We start from the raw sequence: 14,994 nt of genomic DNA on the forward strand, positions 1-14,994 counted from the left end.
GGTTTCTCCTTCAGTTGGCGGCGGCGACGCCCGTGCGCCACCGCTCGACGTTCTCGGCCAGCACGGTCAGCGGCACGGCGCCGCTGCCGAGCACGACCCCGTGGAAGTCGGAGATCGCGAAGGCTCCCCCGAGCGTCATCCGTGCCTCTTGGCGCAGGCGCAGGATCTCGCGGCGTCCGATCATGTAGGCGAGCGCCTGACCCGGCCACGCGATGTATCGATCGACTTCGCTGGTCACGTGCTCGCGGGTCGTCGCCGTGTTCTCCCACATGAACTGGATCGCCTGCTCGCGAGACCACCCGTAGTGGTGGATGCCGGTGTCGACGACCAGGCGGCAGGCGCGCAGGGCACGGAACGACAGCATCCCGAGACGCGACAGGTCGTCGCTGTAGAGGCCGATCTCGTCGGCGAACTCCTCGGCGTACAGCCCCCAGCCCTCGTTGAAGCTGCACGCCTCGACGTCGAGGTAGCGGCGGTAGCGCGGAATGTCGAGCGTCTGAGCCGTGGCCAGCTGCAGGTGGTGCCCGGGCACCGACTCGTGGAAGGCGAGCGACTCGTACTCGAAGCGGTAGCGCGACTCGGGGTCGGTGGCGAGCAGGCAGTGCGCGCCCGGTCGGCTGCCGTCCACGGCCGGCGGCCGGTAGTAGGCGAGCGCGGTGTTGGACGCCTCGATGGGGTTGATGACCTCGATGACGCAGTCGGGGATGTCGTAGGCGGGGAAGTAGCTGCCGCGCACCGAGTCCGCGCGATCGAGAGCGGCCTGGGCGACGGCCACGATCTGGTCGCTCGTCTCGAAGCGGAGGGCGGGGTCCGAGCGCATCCGCTCGGTGATCCTGCCGAAGTCGGTCTCGCCGAGGGCGCTGCGGCCGATGCTCGACCACGCCGGCCGCATCTCGTCGAGCACCTCGAGGCCGATGGCGTGGATCTCGTCGGGCGTGAGCGCCGTCGTCGTGTGCCGGGCCACCGCCGCGACGTAGCCGGCCTCCCCTCCGGGGACGTTCTGGATGCCGACCCGGTCGTCGGGGCGCCCGATCGGCTGGAACTCGTCGCGCAGCCGGTCTGCCAGGCGCGCCATGGCGGGCCGCACCTCCCGGTCGACCAGGACGGTCGCCTTCTCGAGCGTCGCGCTGTCGTGCGATCGGCGGGCAGGATCGAGGAGCACGTCATCGTCGAGCCCCAGCCCGAGGTAGCCCGTGAGCTGCTGCGTCGCGTGGTCGACCCCCATTCTGGTCGGGATGCGCCCTTGCGCGGCTTCGACGGCGTACCGGTCGCCGATTGCGTCGAAGACCGCAGCGAGGCCGGAGAGCCGCTGGAGGTAGCGGTCGGCGCTCTCGGCGTCTCCTGCGGTCATGGCGGGAACAGCCTGGAAGACGAGCCCCTGCCGGCTGACGTAGCTCTTGGCCGAGGCGTTCGCGGCCCAGAGGGAGTGCTCGGCGTCCTGCTGCGCCCCGCGCACGAGATTCGAGAGCACACTGCGGTCGACGACTGCAGCCTCATCGAGGAGGACCGGGTCGATCGCCTCGACGGCTGCGCCGATGGCCGAGAGGTCGGCCGAGGCCTTCTCGCTCGCGCCGAGGCTCGGGTCGCCGGGCATGTGGTCGAAGTCGGCGATGCCCAGCAAGGTCGCGTTGTACGGGTCGTAGGTGTGCTGCGTCTCGAAGTACTTCTCGCCGAGCGCCGCGAGCGCACTCACCGCATCGAGGGCGGCGTCGGTCGTGGTCGTGTCGTCCATGGTCTCCTCCTGGCCTCGCGCTCCCTAGAAGAGGGAGTGCCCGCCGTCGATCGAGATGGTCTGGCCGCTGACCCACGACGCGTCCGGCGAGACGAAGAACTCGACCCCGCGGGCGATGTCGTCGGGGGTGCCGGTCCGCCGAGTCGCGATCCTGTCGAGCAGGGCTCGCTGGCCCTCCTCGCCGTAGCTGTCCCACTGCGCCTGCGTGGTCGGGTTCGACAGCACGAAGCCGGGGCAGATGCAGTTGACGGTGATGCCGTGCGGGCCGAGCTCGTGGGCCATCTGTCGGCTGAAGCCGATCTGCCCGGCCTTGGCGGTCGTGTACGCCTGGACCCCGGTGAGGCTCACGCTCCGCCCCGCGCCGGAGGAGATGTTGACGATGCGGCCGTAGCCGCGCCTCTTCATCACGCGGGCGGCTGCACGGGTGCAGTTCATGGTGGTGGTGATGTTCGCGGCGATCACCGCGTTCCAGGTGGCGTCGTCGAGTTCGTCGATCGGCACGTGCGTCTGGCCGACCACGCCGCCGGCGTCGTTGACGAGGATGTCGATGTCGCCGAGCGTCGCGAACCAGGCCTCGACCGCGGCCGAGTCGCTGAGGTCGACGGTGTCTTTGTCGACCCGGTGCACGGTCGCCCCGGCGCGCTCGAGGCGGTCCGCGATCGCACGGCCGATCCCCTGCGCGGTTCCGGTCACAATCGCGGTCTGTCCGTCGAGCTCTGCCATTGGATGTCCTTCTAGTCGGTGGATGTGGAGGTACTGTCGGTGCTGACCGAGGTGCGGTAGGCCCGTGCGATGTCGACGGAGTTCTCCCACTGCTTCATGCGAGCGATCCCGCGCTCTCCGGTCGCGAGGAGCACACCCTCGACGAGGGCCTCGAGCAGCACCACGAGGCCGACGACCGAGTCGAACGGGATGCCGTCCACGACGACGGGCAGCACGATGTGCGCAGCCTCTGCTGCGGGCGACAGCCCCTGGTCGGTGATGACGATGACGGTGGCGCCCTGCCCGCGGGCGACCTCGGCGACCTGCTTGGCCGCGAGCTCGTAGCGCCTGAAGTCGAGGATGATGGCGACGCCCCCGGTCGAGACGCGCAGGAACTTGCCGATGTCGTGGCCCAGCGGCTCCTGGATGTAGTCGACGTTGGGGATGGCCTGATCGAGCTGTGCGGCGAGCAGCATGGCGAAGTACCGGCTGAAGTACCCGCCCGAGATGGTGACCTGCTTCGGCTTGCTCGCCAGCACCTGCACCGCGTTGTCGAACTCGCTCGGCGGCACGCTGGTCGCAAGCGCCTCGACGAGAGCGATCTTGCCCGCGATGGCGTCCTGGAAGAGATCCGACTGCTCGTGCTCGAGACGCCGCTGCTCGGTGCGGCTCACCGGGCTGTTCATGTGGTGCGTGATCTCTTCGCGGAGGCGCTTCTGGAAGTCGGGGTAGCTGCCGATGCCCAGGCGGGAGACGAGTCGGAGGACGGTCGGGGTCGAGGTGCCGGCCGACTTGGCGAGGCTCGCCGCGCTGTCGAGGCCCGCGCTGGGGTATGTCGACAGCAGGGCGCGGGCGACCTTCTTCTCGGCGGGGCTGAGTTCGCCCATCCGGGCGAAGATCTCGTCGTCGATGGTCATGCTGGTCTCTTTCTCGTGAGGGACGGTGGTGACGGGGGCGGCTCGTGGCCGGGCCCCCGCCACCGGTCATGTCAGCATGACGATTCCGTTCTCGTTTGCGAAAGCGGCGAACATCGTGGGCGAGTTGTGGGCGACGACGACGCGGCCGTCGGAGTCGACAGCCACGAGACCTCCGCTGGCGCCCTTGGCGGTCAGCTCGGTCTCGACCGTGGTCGTGACGGCCTCGCCGAGGCCCGAGCCGAGATAGCGCATCCGGGCGGCGATGTCGTAGGCCACGACGCCGCGGATGAAAGCCTCGCCCTCGCCCGTACACGACACGGCGGCAAGGCCGTCGCGAGCGTAGGTGCCGGCCCCGATGATCGGCGAGTCGCCGACGCGGCCCTCGTGCTGGTTCGCCATGCCCCCGGTCGAGGTGGCCGCGGCGATCGAGCCGCGGCTGTCCCGCGCGACGGCGCCCACGGTGCCGTGTCGCGCGGCCGGCACCTCGAGCGCCCGGATGCGGGCGAGCTGCTCGAGGCGGGCGCCGGTGACGAAGTAGTCGGGCGAGACGGTCTCGAGATCCCAGGATGCGACGAGATCGGCACTCGGGTCGACCAGCAGCAGGTGCGCGCTCCGCTGCATCACGCTCCGAGCCAGGAAGACGGGATTCTTCGCGTGCTTCGACGCGGCGATCGCACCGGCCAGGCCGGTGGCGCCGTCCATGACGGAGGAGTCGAGCTCGGCGCGCCCGTCCGCGGTGAGGGCTGCTCCGTGACCGGCGTTGAACAGCGGGTGGTTCTCGAGCTGCTCGACGGCCGCGCACACGGCGTCGACCGCGTTCCCGCCCGAGGCGAGCACTCCCGATCCTGCCTCGTAGGCAAGGGTCAGGCCCCGCTCGAAGTCGGCTCGGCTCTCGGCCGAGAGCTCTTGGATGCGGCCTCCGGCACCGCCGTGGAGGGCGAGCGCGTAGCCGCCGCGCGGGGGCTCTTCCCAGAGGCGGAGCTCTCGGGGGCCGCGATGGCCTCTTCGTCGCGGCCCATCAGCGGCCGCCCGCCTGGCGCGTGATGTAGTTCACGGCGACGAACGACTTGAAAATCTCGAGGAAGTCGTCTCCGACGATCTCGACGGAGCGCTGCCCCGTGAGCGTGACCCCGCGCGCCCAGGTGGCGATGTCGGCCATGTCGGCCGACTGGAACTCCAGCCCTAGGGTCGCGGGCTTGGCGATCGCGGGCACGCCGACGCCGCCTTCGGCGACCTTGCGCACTGCGGCTTCGGCGCCCTCGCGGATCAGGCGGCACGACTCGTCGGGGTGCAGGTTGAGGGCGCTGGCCCGCGAGACCGACTCCTTCGTGACGACGTTGACGCCGCCGGGGGCGAACGGCGCGGTCTCGTCCCAGGTGACGGAGTCGCCCGAGACGAATGCGATGGGCACGCCGTAGTGGTCGGCGACGAGCGCGTTGATGCCGCTCTCGCCGACGTAGGCGCCGTTGACCGTGGCCCCTGAGAAGACCTCGGGGTTGTAGGTGTGCGACATCGTCGACGGCGCGCCCGAGATGGATCCGTGGTAGCCGACGAAGAAGATGGCGTCGAACGAGTCGTCGAGCCCCTGCATCATGTAGAGCGGCTTGTGGCGACCCGAGAGGTAGCGGGCGTTGCCGGCGATCCGGCGCGGATCGAGGTTCGCCATGCGGCTGTGCGAATCGTTGAGTACGATCTCGGTCGCGCCCCCCGCGATGGCGCCCTCGATCGCGGCGTTGACCTCGGCCTGCAGCAGCTCGCAGCCGAGCGCGTACGACGGCGAGCCCGGGCGACACTGATCCCAGTCGACGACGCCGGCGACGCCCTCCATGTCGAGCGACATCCAGACCTTCATACGGTGGTGCTCCTTGCTGCGTTCGTGATTCCGGATGGTGGGGCGTCGTCGAGCTCGGCGGCCCGCAGGCACGCGCTGTCGTGGCCGGGGGCGACCTCGGCGAGAGCCGGGTCGGTGACGCGGCAGGCGTCGACCGCCCACGGGCAGCGCGGGTTGAAGCGGCAGCCGGCGGGCACGTCGAACGGGCTCGGCGGCTCGCCCTCGAGCTCGAACTCCTCGTTGACGCTCTCGGCGGTCATCCGCGGGATCGAGTCGATCAGCGCGCGCGTGTAGGGGTGCCGAGGGTTGCGGAAGAGCTCGGCCGTCTCGGCGACCTCGACGATCCGGCCGAGGTACATCACGGCCACCCGCTGGCTGAGGTGTTGGACGACGGCGAGGTTGTGGGCGACGAACAGGATGCTGAGGCCGAGCTCGCTCTGCAGCCGGGCGAACAGGTCGAGGATCGTGGCCTGCACCGACACGTCGAGAGCCGACACCGGCTCGTCGGCGATCAGGATGTCAGGCCGCACCGAGAGGGCGCGCGCGATGGCGAGCCGCTGGCGTTGGCCACCCGAGAACTGGCCAGGGTAGGCGTCGAGGGCGTCCTCTTCGAGGCCGACGAGGTTGAGCAGGCGGATGCTCTCGGCCCGGATCTCGCTCCGCGGCACGATCTTGTGCAAGAGCAGAAGCTCGCGGAGCATCGAGCCGACTGAGATGCGTGGATTCAGCGACGAGTAGGGATCCTGGAACACCATCTGGATGCGCCGGCTCGCCGTGCGATCGCGGTGCGCGGGCATCGGCGAACCCTCGTAGTCGATCTCGCCGGAGGTCGCCGTGGCCGAGCCGACGAGGATCTTGGCCAGCGTCGACTTGCCCGACCCCGACTCGCCGACGAGCGCGAGGATCTCGCCCTTCTCGAGCTGCAGGTCGATGCCGTCGAGAGCCTTCAGGCTGGTGTGCTGGTCGCGGTTGCCGACCAGCTTCGAGACGATCGTGGTGGGCAGGTGGTACGTCTTCGTGATGTCCGCGACCCGCAGCACGGGCGCTGCGGTGCCGGGGGTCGTGATCGTCGCGCGGCTCACGCGTGCACCTCCTCGTGGACGAAGATCCGATCGGATTCGATGCAGGCGGCGTCGTGCCCCGGCGCGACCTCGACACGCGGCGGCATGGCCTCGCGGCAGGCGTCGACGACGAACACGCAGCGCGGCGCGAAGGGGCAGCCGCTCGGTCGCGCCGCGAGGTTCGGCGGGAAGCCCGGGATCGACACGAGCTGGCGGTCGGGCTGGTCGAAGTCGGGCGCCGAGTCGAGGAGGCCCTTCGTGTAGGGGTGACGCGGATCGCGCAGGACGTCCTTCACCTTGCCCGACTCGACGACGTGCCCGGAGTACATGACGGCGAGGTCGGTGCAGGTCTGGTTGACCACCGCGAGGTCGTGCGTCACGAAGGCCAGTGCAGTGCCGAGGTCGTCGCAGAGCCCCTCCAGCACTTTGAGCACCTGGTGCTGAACGGTCACGTCGAGAGCCGTGGTCGGCTCGTCGCAGAGGATCAGCTTGGGGTCGCACGAGACGGCCATCGCGATCATGATGCGCTGGCGCAGGCCGCCGGAGAGCTCGTGCGGGTAGGCACGGGCACGTCTCACCGGATCGGGGATCCCGGTCTTCGCCATCATCCGGATCGCGAGCTCCATCGCAGCCGCCTTGGAGAGGCCGAGGTGTCGCCTCGGCCCCTCCGCGATCTGCTCCCCGACGCGGATGACCGGGTTCAGGGCGGTCATCGGCTCCTGGAAGATCATGGCGATCTCGGGCCCCATCAGGGCCCGGCGCTCGATGGGCGGCATACCCACGAGCTCGCGGCCGTCGTAGCGGATGCTGCCCGAGAGCACCTCGACGCCCTTCGGCAGGAGGTCGGCGATCGCGCGGAGGGTGATGGACTTGCCGGATCCCGACTCGCCGACGATGCCGAAGCGCTCGCCCTTGGCGACGTCGAACGAGACGCCGTCGACGATCACCGTGTCGGCTCGCCCCTTGCGGCGGATTCCGACGCGGAGGTCGGTGACGCTGAGCAGCGTGTCGGCCATGGTCACTTCCTTCTTTCGGGGCTGAGGAGGTCGGAGAGCCCGTCGCCGAGCCATGAGAGCCCGAGGCTGGTGACGACGACGACTAGACCGGGGATGGTGGCCTGCTGCCACTGCGTCGTGATGAACTCTTGGCCGTCGTTGATCATCGAGCCCCACTCGGCGGTCGGCGGCGCGATTCCGAGCCCGAGGTAGCCCAGGGTGACGATCGCCATGATGTCCATGACGATGTCGCTCATCGCGTAGATGATCGCCTGCGACAGCACGTTCGGGCCTATGTGCCGCAGCATGATGCGGGCGTGCGACATGCCGCCGAGGCGGGCCGCGACCACGTAGTCCTGCTGCTTGGCCACCAGCACCTCGCCGCGCACGATCTTGGCGTACGACACCCACGAGACGGCGGCGATGGCGATGTAGATGCTGAACTCACCCGAGCCGAAGATGAAGACCAGGACGATCACCATCACGTAGAACGGGAAGGCGAAGAAGATGTCGACGATGCGCATCAGCACCGTGTCGAGCCAGCCGCCGAAGTAGCCGGCGATCCCGCCGATGAGGGTGCCGACGACGAACGGGATCAGCACGGCGAGGAAGCCGATGCGCAGGTCGACCCGGGCGCCCCAGATGAGACGGGAGAGCACGTCGCGACCGTACTTGTCGGTGCCGAGCCAGTGGGTCGCCGACGGCTTCGCCAGGGCGTTCTCGAGGTTCTGCTTGATGGGGTCGAACGGGGCGATGACGGGCGCCAGGATCGCGATCAGCACCAGAGCCCCGACGATGACGATGCCAGCCATCAGCGAGCGGTTGCGATACCAGGGCGTCAGTGCCCGTGAGCGATTGCTGCGGCGACGCGACTTGAAGCTGACGAGGGTCGCGGTGGGGGTGCTCATGCGCTCGCTCCGCTCAGGTCGACCCGCGGATCGAGCAGGGTGTAGACGACGTCGGTCAGGATGCCGACGACCACGACGAAGAGGGCGACGAACAACGTCACGCCCTGGATGGTCGGGAAGTCGCGGGTGAAGATCGAGTTGATCATCAGCGAACCGAGCCCGGGCAGGGCGAAGACCCGCTCGATGACCAGCGACCCGCCGACGAGGAAGCCGAGGTTCACGCCGACGACCGACACCGTGGGGATCGCCGCGTTGCGGAGCACATGGCCGCGGAAGAGCCCGACCCCGTAGGCGCCCTTCGACTTGGCCGTGCCGACGTACTCCGAGCCGAGCACGTTGATCATCGACGACCGGAGGCTGCGGATGATCGTCGGGCACATCGCGATCGCAAGGGTCAGCGACGGCAGGAACAGGTAGTAGAGGTGGTCGGCCGCCGACTGCCCGTAGCCGCCGACAGGGAAGAGCCGAACGGTCACGCCGAGCAGCAGGATCAGCATAATGCCGAGCCAGAACTGCGGCATCCCCTGGCCGAGCAGGGTGAAGCCGCGCACGCCGAGGTCGCGCGCGCCACCGGGGCGGAACGAGGCCAGCGCTGCGAGCGGGATACTGATCGCGAGCGCCAGGATCAGGGCGAACAGGAGCAGCGACAGCGTGACCGGGATGGCCTGCAGCACGAGGCCGACGACGGGCGTCTGATACGTCAGGCTCTCGCCGAGGTTGCCGCGGAACAGGTCGCCCAGGAAGATGAAGTACTGCTGCCACAGCGGCTTGTCGAGGCCGAGGTGCGCGCTGAGGGCGGCGACGCTCGCCTTCGTCGCGCGCTGCCCCAGCAGGGCGAGGGCGGCGTTGCCGGGCAGCAGGTGCGCCATGAAAAACACGATGAGCGTGACGCCCAGGGCGACGGGGATCGACTGGATGATGCGCCCGGGGATGAATCGCAGACGGTGGAGCATGTCGCGCCCTCCTCTCTCGGATGTGACCGATGCCTGTTTGTACTGTTTATTACAGTAAGGGGTATTTCTTTCGAACTTGTTACGTCGAGAAGACGAGTTGCGACTCGATCAGGCAGGCCGCCGAGAGCAGCGCCGCGTCGTCGCCGTACCGCCCCGCCAGCTGGAGACCGACGGGCAGGCCGGCCTCGGTCATGCCGCACGGGATCACGATCGCCGGCTGCCCGGTCATGTTGTACGGGCCCGAGAAGATGCCCTCGACCTCTCCTTCGGGAGTGTCGATCGGCGGCGTCCACTCGGGCGACACGAACGGCCCGGCAGGCCCGAGCAGGACGTCACAGTCGTCCAGAAGGGCGGCAGCCTCCGGCAGCAGCCGGTCGCGCTCTCTCAGCGCCTCGGCGTAGTCGGCCGCAGTCACTCGCGAGGCCACCTCGAACAGCCGACGAGTCGCCCCACCGAAGTGCTCCGGCCGGGCCGTCATGGCCTCGCCGTGCACCTGCCACGCCTCGAACAGGATGATCGCGGCGATCGAGTCGTTCAGCCGGTCGAGGGGCGCGCTGTCGATGTCGACGAGACGGTTCCCCTCCCCCAGTCTCTCGATCGCGGCGTCGACGGCGAGCCGCACGTCGACGTCGAGCCGCTCGTCGTCGAGCTGCGATCGCAGGATGCCGATGGTAAGGGATTCAGGCGGGCCGGCGACCTGCATCCTGGTCAGCGCCTCGACCGCTGTGACCGTCGTGGCGACGTCGACGGCGAGCAGCCCGACGTGGTCGAGCGTCGGCGCGAGCGCCTGGACACCGTCGACCGAGAACGTGCCGTGGGTCGGCTTGAAGCCGACGACGCCGCAGTAGTGCGCGGGCAGGCGGATCGAGCCGCCGGTGTCGGTGCCGAGAGCCAGCGGCACGGCGCCCGCGCCGACGAGGGCCGCCGACCCTCCGCTCGAGCCGCCGGCAGTGAGGCCGGGAGCCCGGGGGTTGCGGGCCTCGGGGAGGTCGGGGTGCTGCGCCCCTGCGGCGTACTCGAGCAGTGCGGCCAATACGACGACGTCGGCTCCTGCCGCCCGGAGGTCGGCGACGATCGGTGCGTCGGCGGCGGCTGGCGGGCCGGCCATGTCGTCGGGGTTGCCGTTGCCGCGAGGCTGGCCTTCGACGTCGATCATGTCCTTGACCGCCACCGCGAGACCGTGGAGCGGGCCCGCGGGGGCGGTCGAGGGCGACGAGGGGAGCACCCGGACGACCGCGTTCAGTGGGCGGCCGAGCTGTTCGACTCGGTCGCGAACCTCCTGCGATGCGTCCATGGTGCCCCTCTCGTCGTCGATGGCGGTGCTGGTGTCGCTGGTGCTGCTGATCCTGCTGCTAGCTCGTCTTGTAGACGTCCTGCAGCAGGTAGTTGCCGAGAGGCGTCACATGGAATCCCTTGACCTTGGTCGTCGTCGCGTAGACGTACGGCGAGTAGAAGAGGTAGTCCAAGAAGGCGTCCTTGCTCGTCTGCTGCTGGAGCTGCGTGTAGAGGTTCTGACGCTTGGTCGTGTCGGTCTCGACCTCCGCCTCCTTGTTCAGCTTGATGACGGCCGCGTTGTTGTACGACGTGAACGCCGAGTTCGATCCGCCGGAGGGGTCGACGGCGAAGCTCGTCCACTCGTCGGGGTCGGGGATGTCCATCGTCCACGCCGACCAGGCCATGTCGAAGTCCGACTTGAGCCGTGCCTGCTTGTTCGCCGTCGGGTCGAGCTGCTGGATCTTCATCGTGATGCCGATCGCCTTCAGCTCGGACTGCATGATCTGCGCGATCGAGGCCTGGTTCGGGTCGCCCGACGAGATGAGCAGCGTCGTCGTGAAACCGTTCGGCTTCGTCGACGCGGCCATCTCCTTCTTGGCGGCCGCGACGTCGTACTTGGCCCCGCCCGCGTTCGACGAGAAGTAGGGCACACCCGGCATGAGCAGCGAGTAGGCGGGCTTGCCGTTGCCGTAGAGCACGGCCTTGACCATGGCCTGGCGGTCTGTCGCCTCCGAGATCGCCGTGCGGATGTGCGGATCGTTGAACGGCGCGCGCTTCTGGTTAAAGGCGATGTAGTCGATCTGGGTCGACGGGAACGTCTCGGCGTTCACACCGCTCGCCGACTTGAGCGAGGCGAGGCTCGACCAGTCGGGAGTGTCGTCGATGTCGATCTGGCCGCCCTGCACCTGGAGCTTCCGGGTGTTGGCGTCGGGCACGACGTTCCAGGTGACGCTGCTGAGGTAGGGCTTGCCCTTCTGCCAGTAGTTCTTGTTGGCGGTGAGCTTCAGCGACTGCCCCTTCTTCCAGTAGTCCCAGACGTAGGGGCCGGTGCCGACGGGAGCCTTGTAGAACTCGGCCTTCGTCTTGCCGCCGTAGTTCGCGGGCACGATGCCGTTCGAGAACAGTGACAGGTCGGCGATGAGCGGGGCCCAGGCGTACTTCAGCTGGATGGTGACCGTGTTCGCGTCGGTCGCCGTGACGGTCTGGATGGCGGAGTTGATGAAGCCCCAGCCGGCGGCGCCGGTCGCGGTGTCCTGGTCGATCGAGAACTTCACGTCGGCGGCCGTGAGAGCCTTGCCGTTCGAGAACTTCACGCCCTTGCGGAGGTGGATCGTGTAGGTCTTCTTGTCGGCCGACATCGTGTAGCCGGTGGCGAGCCACGGTTGCAGCTTCGTGCCGTCGGCGCTCGCCTGGAACAGCGGCTCCATGATCTGCTCCATCACACGGATGGAGTTGTTGTCGAAGGTCGTCGTGTTGTCCATCGAGATGATGTCGGCCGAGCGGGCCATGACGAGGTTGCCGCCCTTCGTCGGCTTGCCGCTGCTCGAGGTCGAGCCGCCGCCGCCGGCACTGCAGCCGCTCAGCGTCAGCGCCGCGGCCGTGACCACTGCCGCGATCACTACTCCCAGGCGTTTCTTCATTGGATGCCTCACTACTTTCTGCACCTCGAGGGGTGCGGTGTCGCAGAACGTGTGGTGGAGGGGTGCGTATTGTTAGTTACAGTAACGGCAGATTTTTTCGATCTTGTTACGTTTGAAAGACAAGGTAATGAAACGGTGAACGATGTGACCCCGGCCGTTTCGCTGCGCCCATTCGCGCCCGACGACACCGACGACGTGCTCTCGTGGTTCGCCGATCTCGACGAACTGCGACTCTTCGCCGGTTTTGCGGCGACGTGGCCCCTCACTCGTGACGACCTCGAAGCACGGGCTCTCGCGCCGGGCGTGCGTTCGTTCACGATGACGATCGCCGACGACCCCGTCGCCGGCCATGTCGACCTGGTGGACGAAGGCGGGCACGTCTTCCGTCTCGCCCGCATCGCGATCGCGCCGTCGCTGCGCGGGCGACGTCTCGCCGTTCCCCTGGTCGAGGCCGCCATCGTCGAGGCGAGGGCCCTCGGCGCGCGCTCGCTGTCGATGCACGTCGTGCCGGGCAACGAGCCCGCATTCCGGGCCTACTCGCGCGTCGGCTTCCGGGCCGGCGAGCCCAACCCCGAGCAGCCGGGCTACGTGCGGATGACTCTCGACCTCTGAGCCTGCGGCGAGCGCCGTCTGTGTCGCCGACCGACACAGAACTGACACACACCCTCGCTAGCTTCGGCTCCGATCAGGCGCGCCCGGGCGCCCGACGGAATCGAGAAGACATGTCTGCTGCCTCCGACAAGAGACACGACGGCGCGGCCCGTCACGGCCGGCTCCCTCGCCGAAGCCCCGCCAAGACGGCGCTCAAGGCGATCGGAATCGCGGCCGTGGTCGCCGTGGTGGGTGCGGCATCGGCCGGCGGGATCGCCGCGTGGTCGCTGGCGCACAGCGCCGAGCCGTCGGTCGCGTTCCACGCGGCGGCACCGTCGGGCGCAGCGGTGCACAAGGCGCCCGCCCTCTCGGCCTTCAGCGGGGAGGTCAACATGCTCGTCGTGGCATCCGACACGCGCACGGGTCAGGGCGCAGGCTTCGACGACGCCGCGAACCTCCGCGGCAGCAGCGGCGTCGGCAACAACGACACCAACCTGCTCGTCCACATCAACCAGCAGCACACGAGCATGGCCGTGATCGATCTGCCCCGGGACCTGGTGGTGACGATGCCGGCCTGCGAAGACGACACGGGCACGGTCGAACCGGCTCGCACGGGCGTCATGCTCAACACGGCCCTCGCCGACGGCGGGGTGAACCACGGTCTCCAGTGCGTCGCCTCGGCCGTGGCCTCGCTGACCGGCGTGCAGATCGACTACGCGGCGATGCTGCAGTTCGACGGGGTCGTCAGGATGACGGATGCGATCGGAGGCGTGTCCGTCTGCCTCGCGACGCCCATCGTCGACGACAACGTCACGCCGGCACTCGATCTCACTGCCGGCACCCACGTGCTGCAGGGCGCGCAGGCCGCTGCCTTCCTCCGCACCCGCGACAGCGTCGGCTACGGCGGCGACACCGCCCGCATCAGCAACCAGCAGGTGTTCATGTCGGCCCTGATGCGGCAGATCGTGTCGAGCGGCACCCTGTCGAACCCGGTACGGCTCTACTCGCTCGCATCGGCCGCCCTGAAGAGCGTTCAGAAGTCGTCGACCCTCGATGTGCCGACGGTCGTCAAGATCGCCCTGGCCGTGAAGAGCATCGGGCTCGGCAACATCGTCTTCCTGCAGTATCCGACTGTGGCCGACCCGGCGGACAGCGCACACCTGCTGGCGGATCCCGACGGCGTCACGATCCTGAAGCACGCCCTGTCGACGAATCAGGCGATCCAGCTCTCGCCCGGCAGCCTCGGTCAGTCGGCGCGACTCGCGACCCCTGCACCCGCAGCAACCACCGCCCCCTCCCCTGCTTCTTCGGCGCCTTCGTCAACCGGGGCGTCGTCGGCATCAGCCGCCGTCCTGCCCGACACGTCGACCGGGCAGAGCGCGGCTCAAGAGACGTGCACCGGCAAGGGGGACTAGCGGCGCCCCCGGATCCTGGCATCCTGATCAGCAGGAGATTTCGAACGATCGGGGGCGACATGACACCGAACACACCCGAGGCGGGCCGCCGCCCGGTCGTGCTCGTGGCCGAGGACGACGACGACGTGCGCGAGACGACGGCCCTCGTGCTCGAGCGGCGCGGATTCGACGTCCGAGTCGCGCGCGACGGCCTCGAGGCGCTGTCGGCCTGCGTCGACGACGCGCCCGACATCGCGCTCCTCGACATCGCGATGCCCCGGATGAACGGCCTGGCGCTGACCCGTCGGCTCCGCGAGCTGGGCATCCCCGTCGTCCTCCTCTCGGCACGCGCACTGCCCTCCGACATCATCGGCGGGCTCGACCTCGGCGCCGACGACTACGTCACGAAGCCCTTCGACCCCGACATTCTGACGGCCCGCATCCGCTCGGTACTGCGCCGCTACAGCGAGCCCGCCACGGTCGACGAGACGTTCGGCGACTTCACCCTCGACCGCGACGCCATGGTCGTCCGCCGAGGTGCCGAGGCCGTGAGCCTCAGCCCGACCGAGCTGAAGCTGCTCATCGTGCTGCTCGACAACCGCGGCCTCGCGCTGAGCCGCGACCAGCTGGTCTCGATGGTCTGGGGCGACGAGGGCTGGGGCTACGGCCGCGTGGTCGACACGAACGTCCAGCGGCTGCGGAAGAAGCTCGACACGGCCGGCATCGAGACCGTGCGAGGCATCGGCTACCGGATGGACAGCGCGTGAGCACGTCGGCCCGCTGGTCCACCTCGCCGCCGACGCAGCCCGCCATCGCGTCGCGGGTGCCACTGTGGCAGTCGTTGCGCGCCCGCACGGCGGTCGCGTTCTCGCTGTTCACCATCGCGCTGATCCTGATATCGGGGGCCCTGTTCGCCAACGCCTCGCTCTCCGGCGCGCGTGATCAGCTGCGTGACGAGGCTGCGGGGCAGCTGCGGCTCGCCCTCGCCGGGCGCG

14 protein-coding genes are annotated in these 14,994 nt (G+C 69.0%); 3 read left to right on the forward strand and 11 right to left on the reverse strand.

The genetic code is table 11. From position 1 onward, the window contains the following. Window positions 1–10 precede the first annotated feature (10 nt). From AX769_RS17725 to AX769_RS17775, 11 genes are all read right to left on the reverse strand, one after another. The gene (locus AX769_RS17725; RefSeq protein WP_066281949.1) at window positions 11–1,732 is read right to left on the reverse strand and encodes a DUF885 family protein; all 1,722 of its coding nucleotides are present in this window, start codon (window positions 1,730–1,732) and stop codon (window positions 11–13) included. A 24-nt stretch (window positions 1,733–1,756) separates the two neighbouring features. Further along, window positions 1,757–2,455 carry an SDR family NAD(P)-dependent oxidoreductase gene (locus AX769_RS17730; RefSeq protein ID WP_066281951.1) on the reverse strand — a complete coding sequence of 233 codons (699 nt, stop codon included), beginning with the start codon at window positions 2,453–2,455 and terminating at the stop codon, window positions 1,757–1,759. A gap of 11 nt (window positions 2,456–2,466) precedes the next feature. Continuing rightward, a complete protein-coding gene (locus AX769_RS17735) occupies window positions 2,467–3,351 on the reverse strand; it encodes a MurR/RpiR family transcriptional regulator (RefSeq protein WP_066281952.1) in 885 nt (294 codons plus the stop codon). Window positions 3,352–3,417: 66 nt separating this feature from the next. Further along, window positions 3,418–4,263 (reverse strand): isoaspartyl peptidase/L-asparaginase family protein, encoded by an 846-nt coding sequence (locus AX769_RS17740; RefSeq protein WP_082763911.1) that lies wholly within the window; start codon window positions 4,261–4,263, stop codon window positions 3,418–3,420. 106 nt (window positions 4,264–4,369) lie between these two features. Further along, window positions 4,370–5,203, reverse strand: a complete 834-nt coding sequence (locus AX769_RS17745; RefSeq protein ID WP_066281953.1) for a M55 family metallopeptidase — start codon at window positions 5,201–5,203, stop codon at window positions 4,370–4,372. Beyond that, a complete protein-coding gene (locus tag AX769_RS17750) occupies window positions 5,200–6,264 on the reverse strand; it encodes an ABC transporter ATP-binding protein (RefSeq protein ID WP_066281954.1) in 1,065 nt (354 codons plus the stop codon). Before AX769_RS17750 ends, AX769_RS17745 begins: the two co-directional genes overlap by 4 nt. Further along, window positions 6,261–7,259: an ABC transporter ATP-binding protein gene (locus AX769_RS17755; RefSeq protein ID WP_066281955.1), complete on the reverse strand. Its 999-nt coding sequence runs from the start codon at window positions 7,257–7,259 to the stop codon at window positions 6,261–6,263. The genes AX769_RS17750 and AX769_RS17755 overlap by 4 nt, the downstream gene beginning before the upstream one ends. A 2-nt stretch (window positions 7,260–7,261) precedes the next feature. Beyond that, entirely contained in the window at window positions 7,262–8,146 is an 885-nt protein-coding gene (locus AX769_RS17760) for an ABC transporter permease (RefSeq protein ID WP_066281957.1), read from the reverse strand. Continuing rightward, complete coding sequence (locus tag AX769_RS17765) at window positions 8,143–9,099, reverse strand: ABC transporter permease (RefSeq protein WP_066281959.1); 957 nt, start codon at window positions 9,097–9,099, stop codon at window positions 8,143–8,145. Before AX769_RS17765 ends, AX769_RS17760 begins: the two co-directional genes overlap by 4 nt. Window positions 9,100–9,178: 79 nt before the next feature. Continuing rightward, window positions 9,179–10,393: an amidase gene (locus AX769_RS17770; protein WP_066281960.1), complete on the reverse strand. Its 1,215-nt coding sequence runs from the start codon at window positions 10,391–10,393 to the stop codon at window positions 9,179–9,181. A gap of 58 nt (window positions 10,394–10,451) precedes the next feature. After that, window positions 10,452–12,014 (reverse strand): ABC transporter substrate-binding protein, encoded by a 1,563-nt coding sequence (locus AX769_RS17775; protein WP_066281963.1) that lies wholly within the window; start codon window positions 12,012–12,014, stop codon window positions 10,452–10,454. A gap of 135 nt (window positions 12,015–12,149) precedes the next feature. Between AX769_RS17775 and AX769_RS17780 the strand changes: the two genes are divergently transcribed. The 3 genes from AX769_RS17780 (at window position 12,150) to AX769_RS17790 (ending at window position 14,766) form a co-directional block, all read left to right on the forward strand. After that, on the forward strand, window positions 12,150–12,626 hold the full coding sequence (locus tag AX769_RS17780) for a GNAT family N-acetyltransferase (protein WP_066281965.1): 477 nt from the start codon (window positions 12,150–12,152) through the stop codon (window positions 12,624–12,626). Between the two features lie 110 nt (window positions 12,627–12,736). Then, complete coding sequence (locus AX769_RS17785; protein ID WP_066281966.1) at window positions 12,737–14,020, forward strand: LCP family protein; 1,284 nt, start codon at window positions 12,737–12,739, stop codon at window positions 14,018–14,020. 59 nt (window positions 14,021–14,079) lie between these two features. Next, entirely contained in the window at window positions 14,080–14,766 is a 687-nt protein-coding gene (locus AX769_RS17790) for a response regulator transcription factor (RefSeq protein ID WP_066281967.1), read from the forward strand. Window positions 14,767–14,994 lie beyond the last annotated feature (228 nt).

This window comes from Frondihabitans sp. PAMC 28766, assembly GCF_001577365.1.
In the GTDB taxonomy this organism is placed as follows: domain Bacteria; phylum Actinomycetota; class Actinomycetes; order Actinomycetales; family Microbacteriaceae; genus Frondihabitans.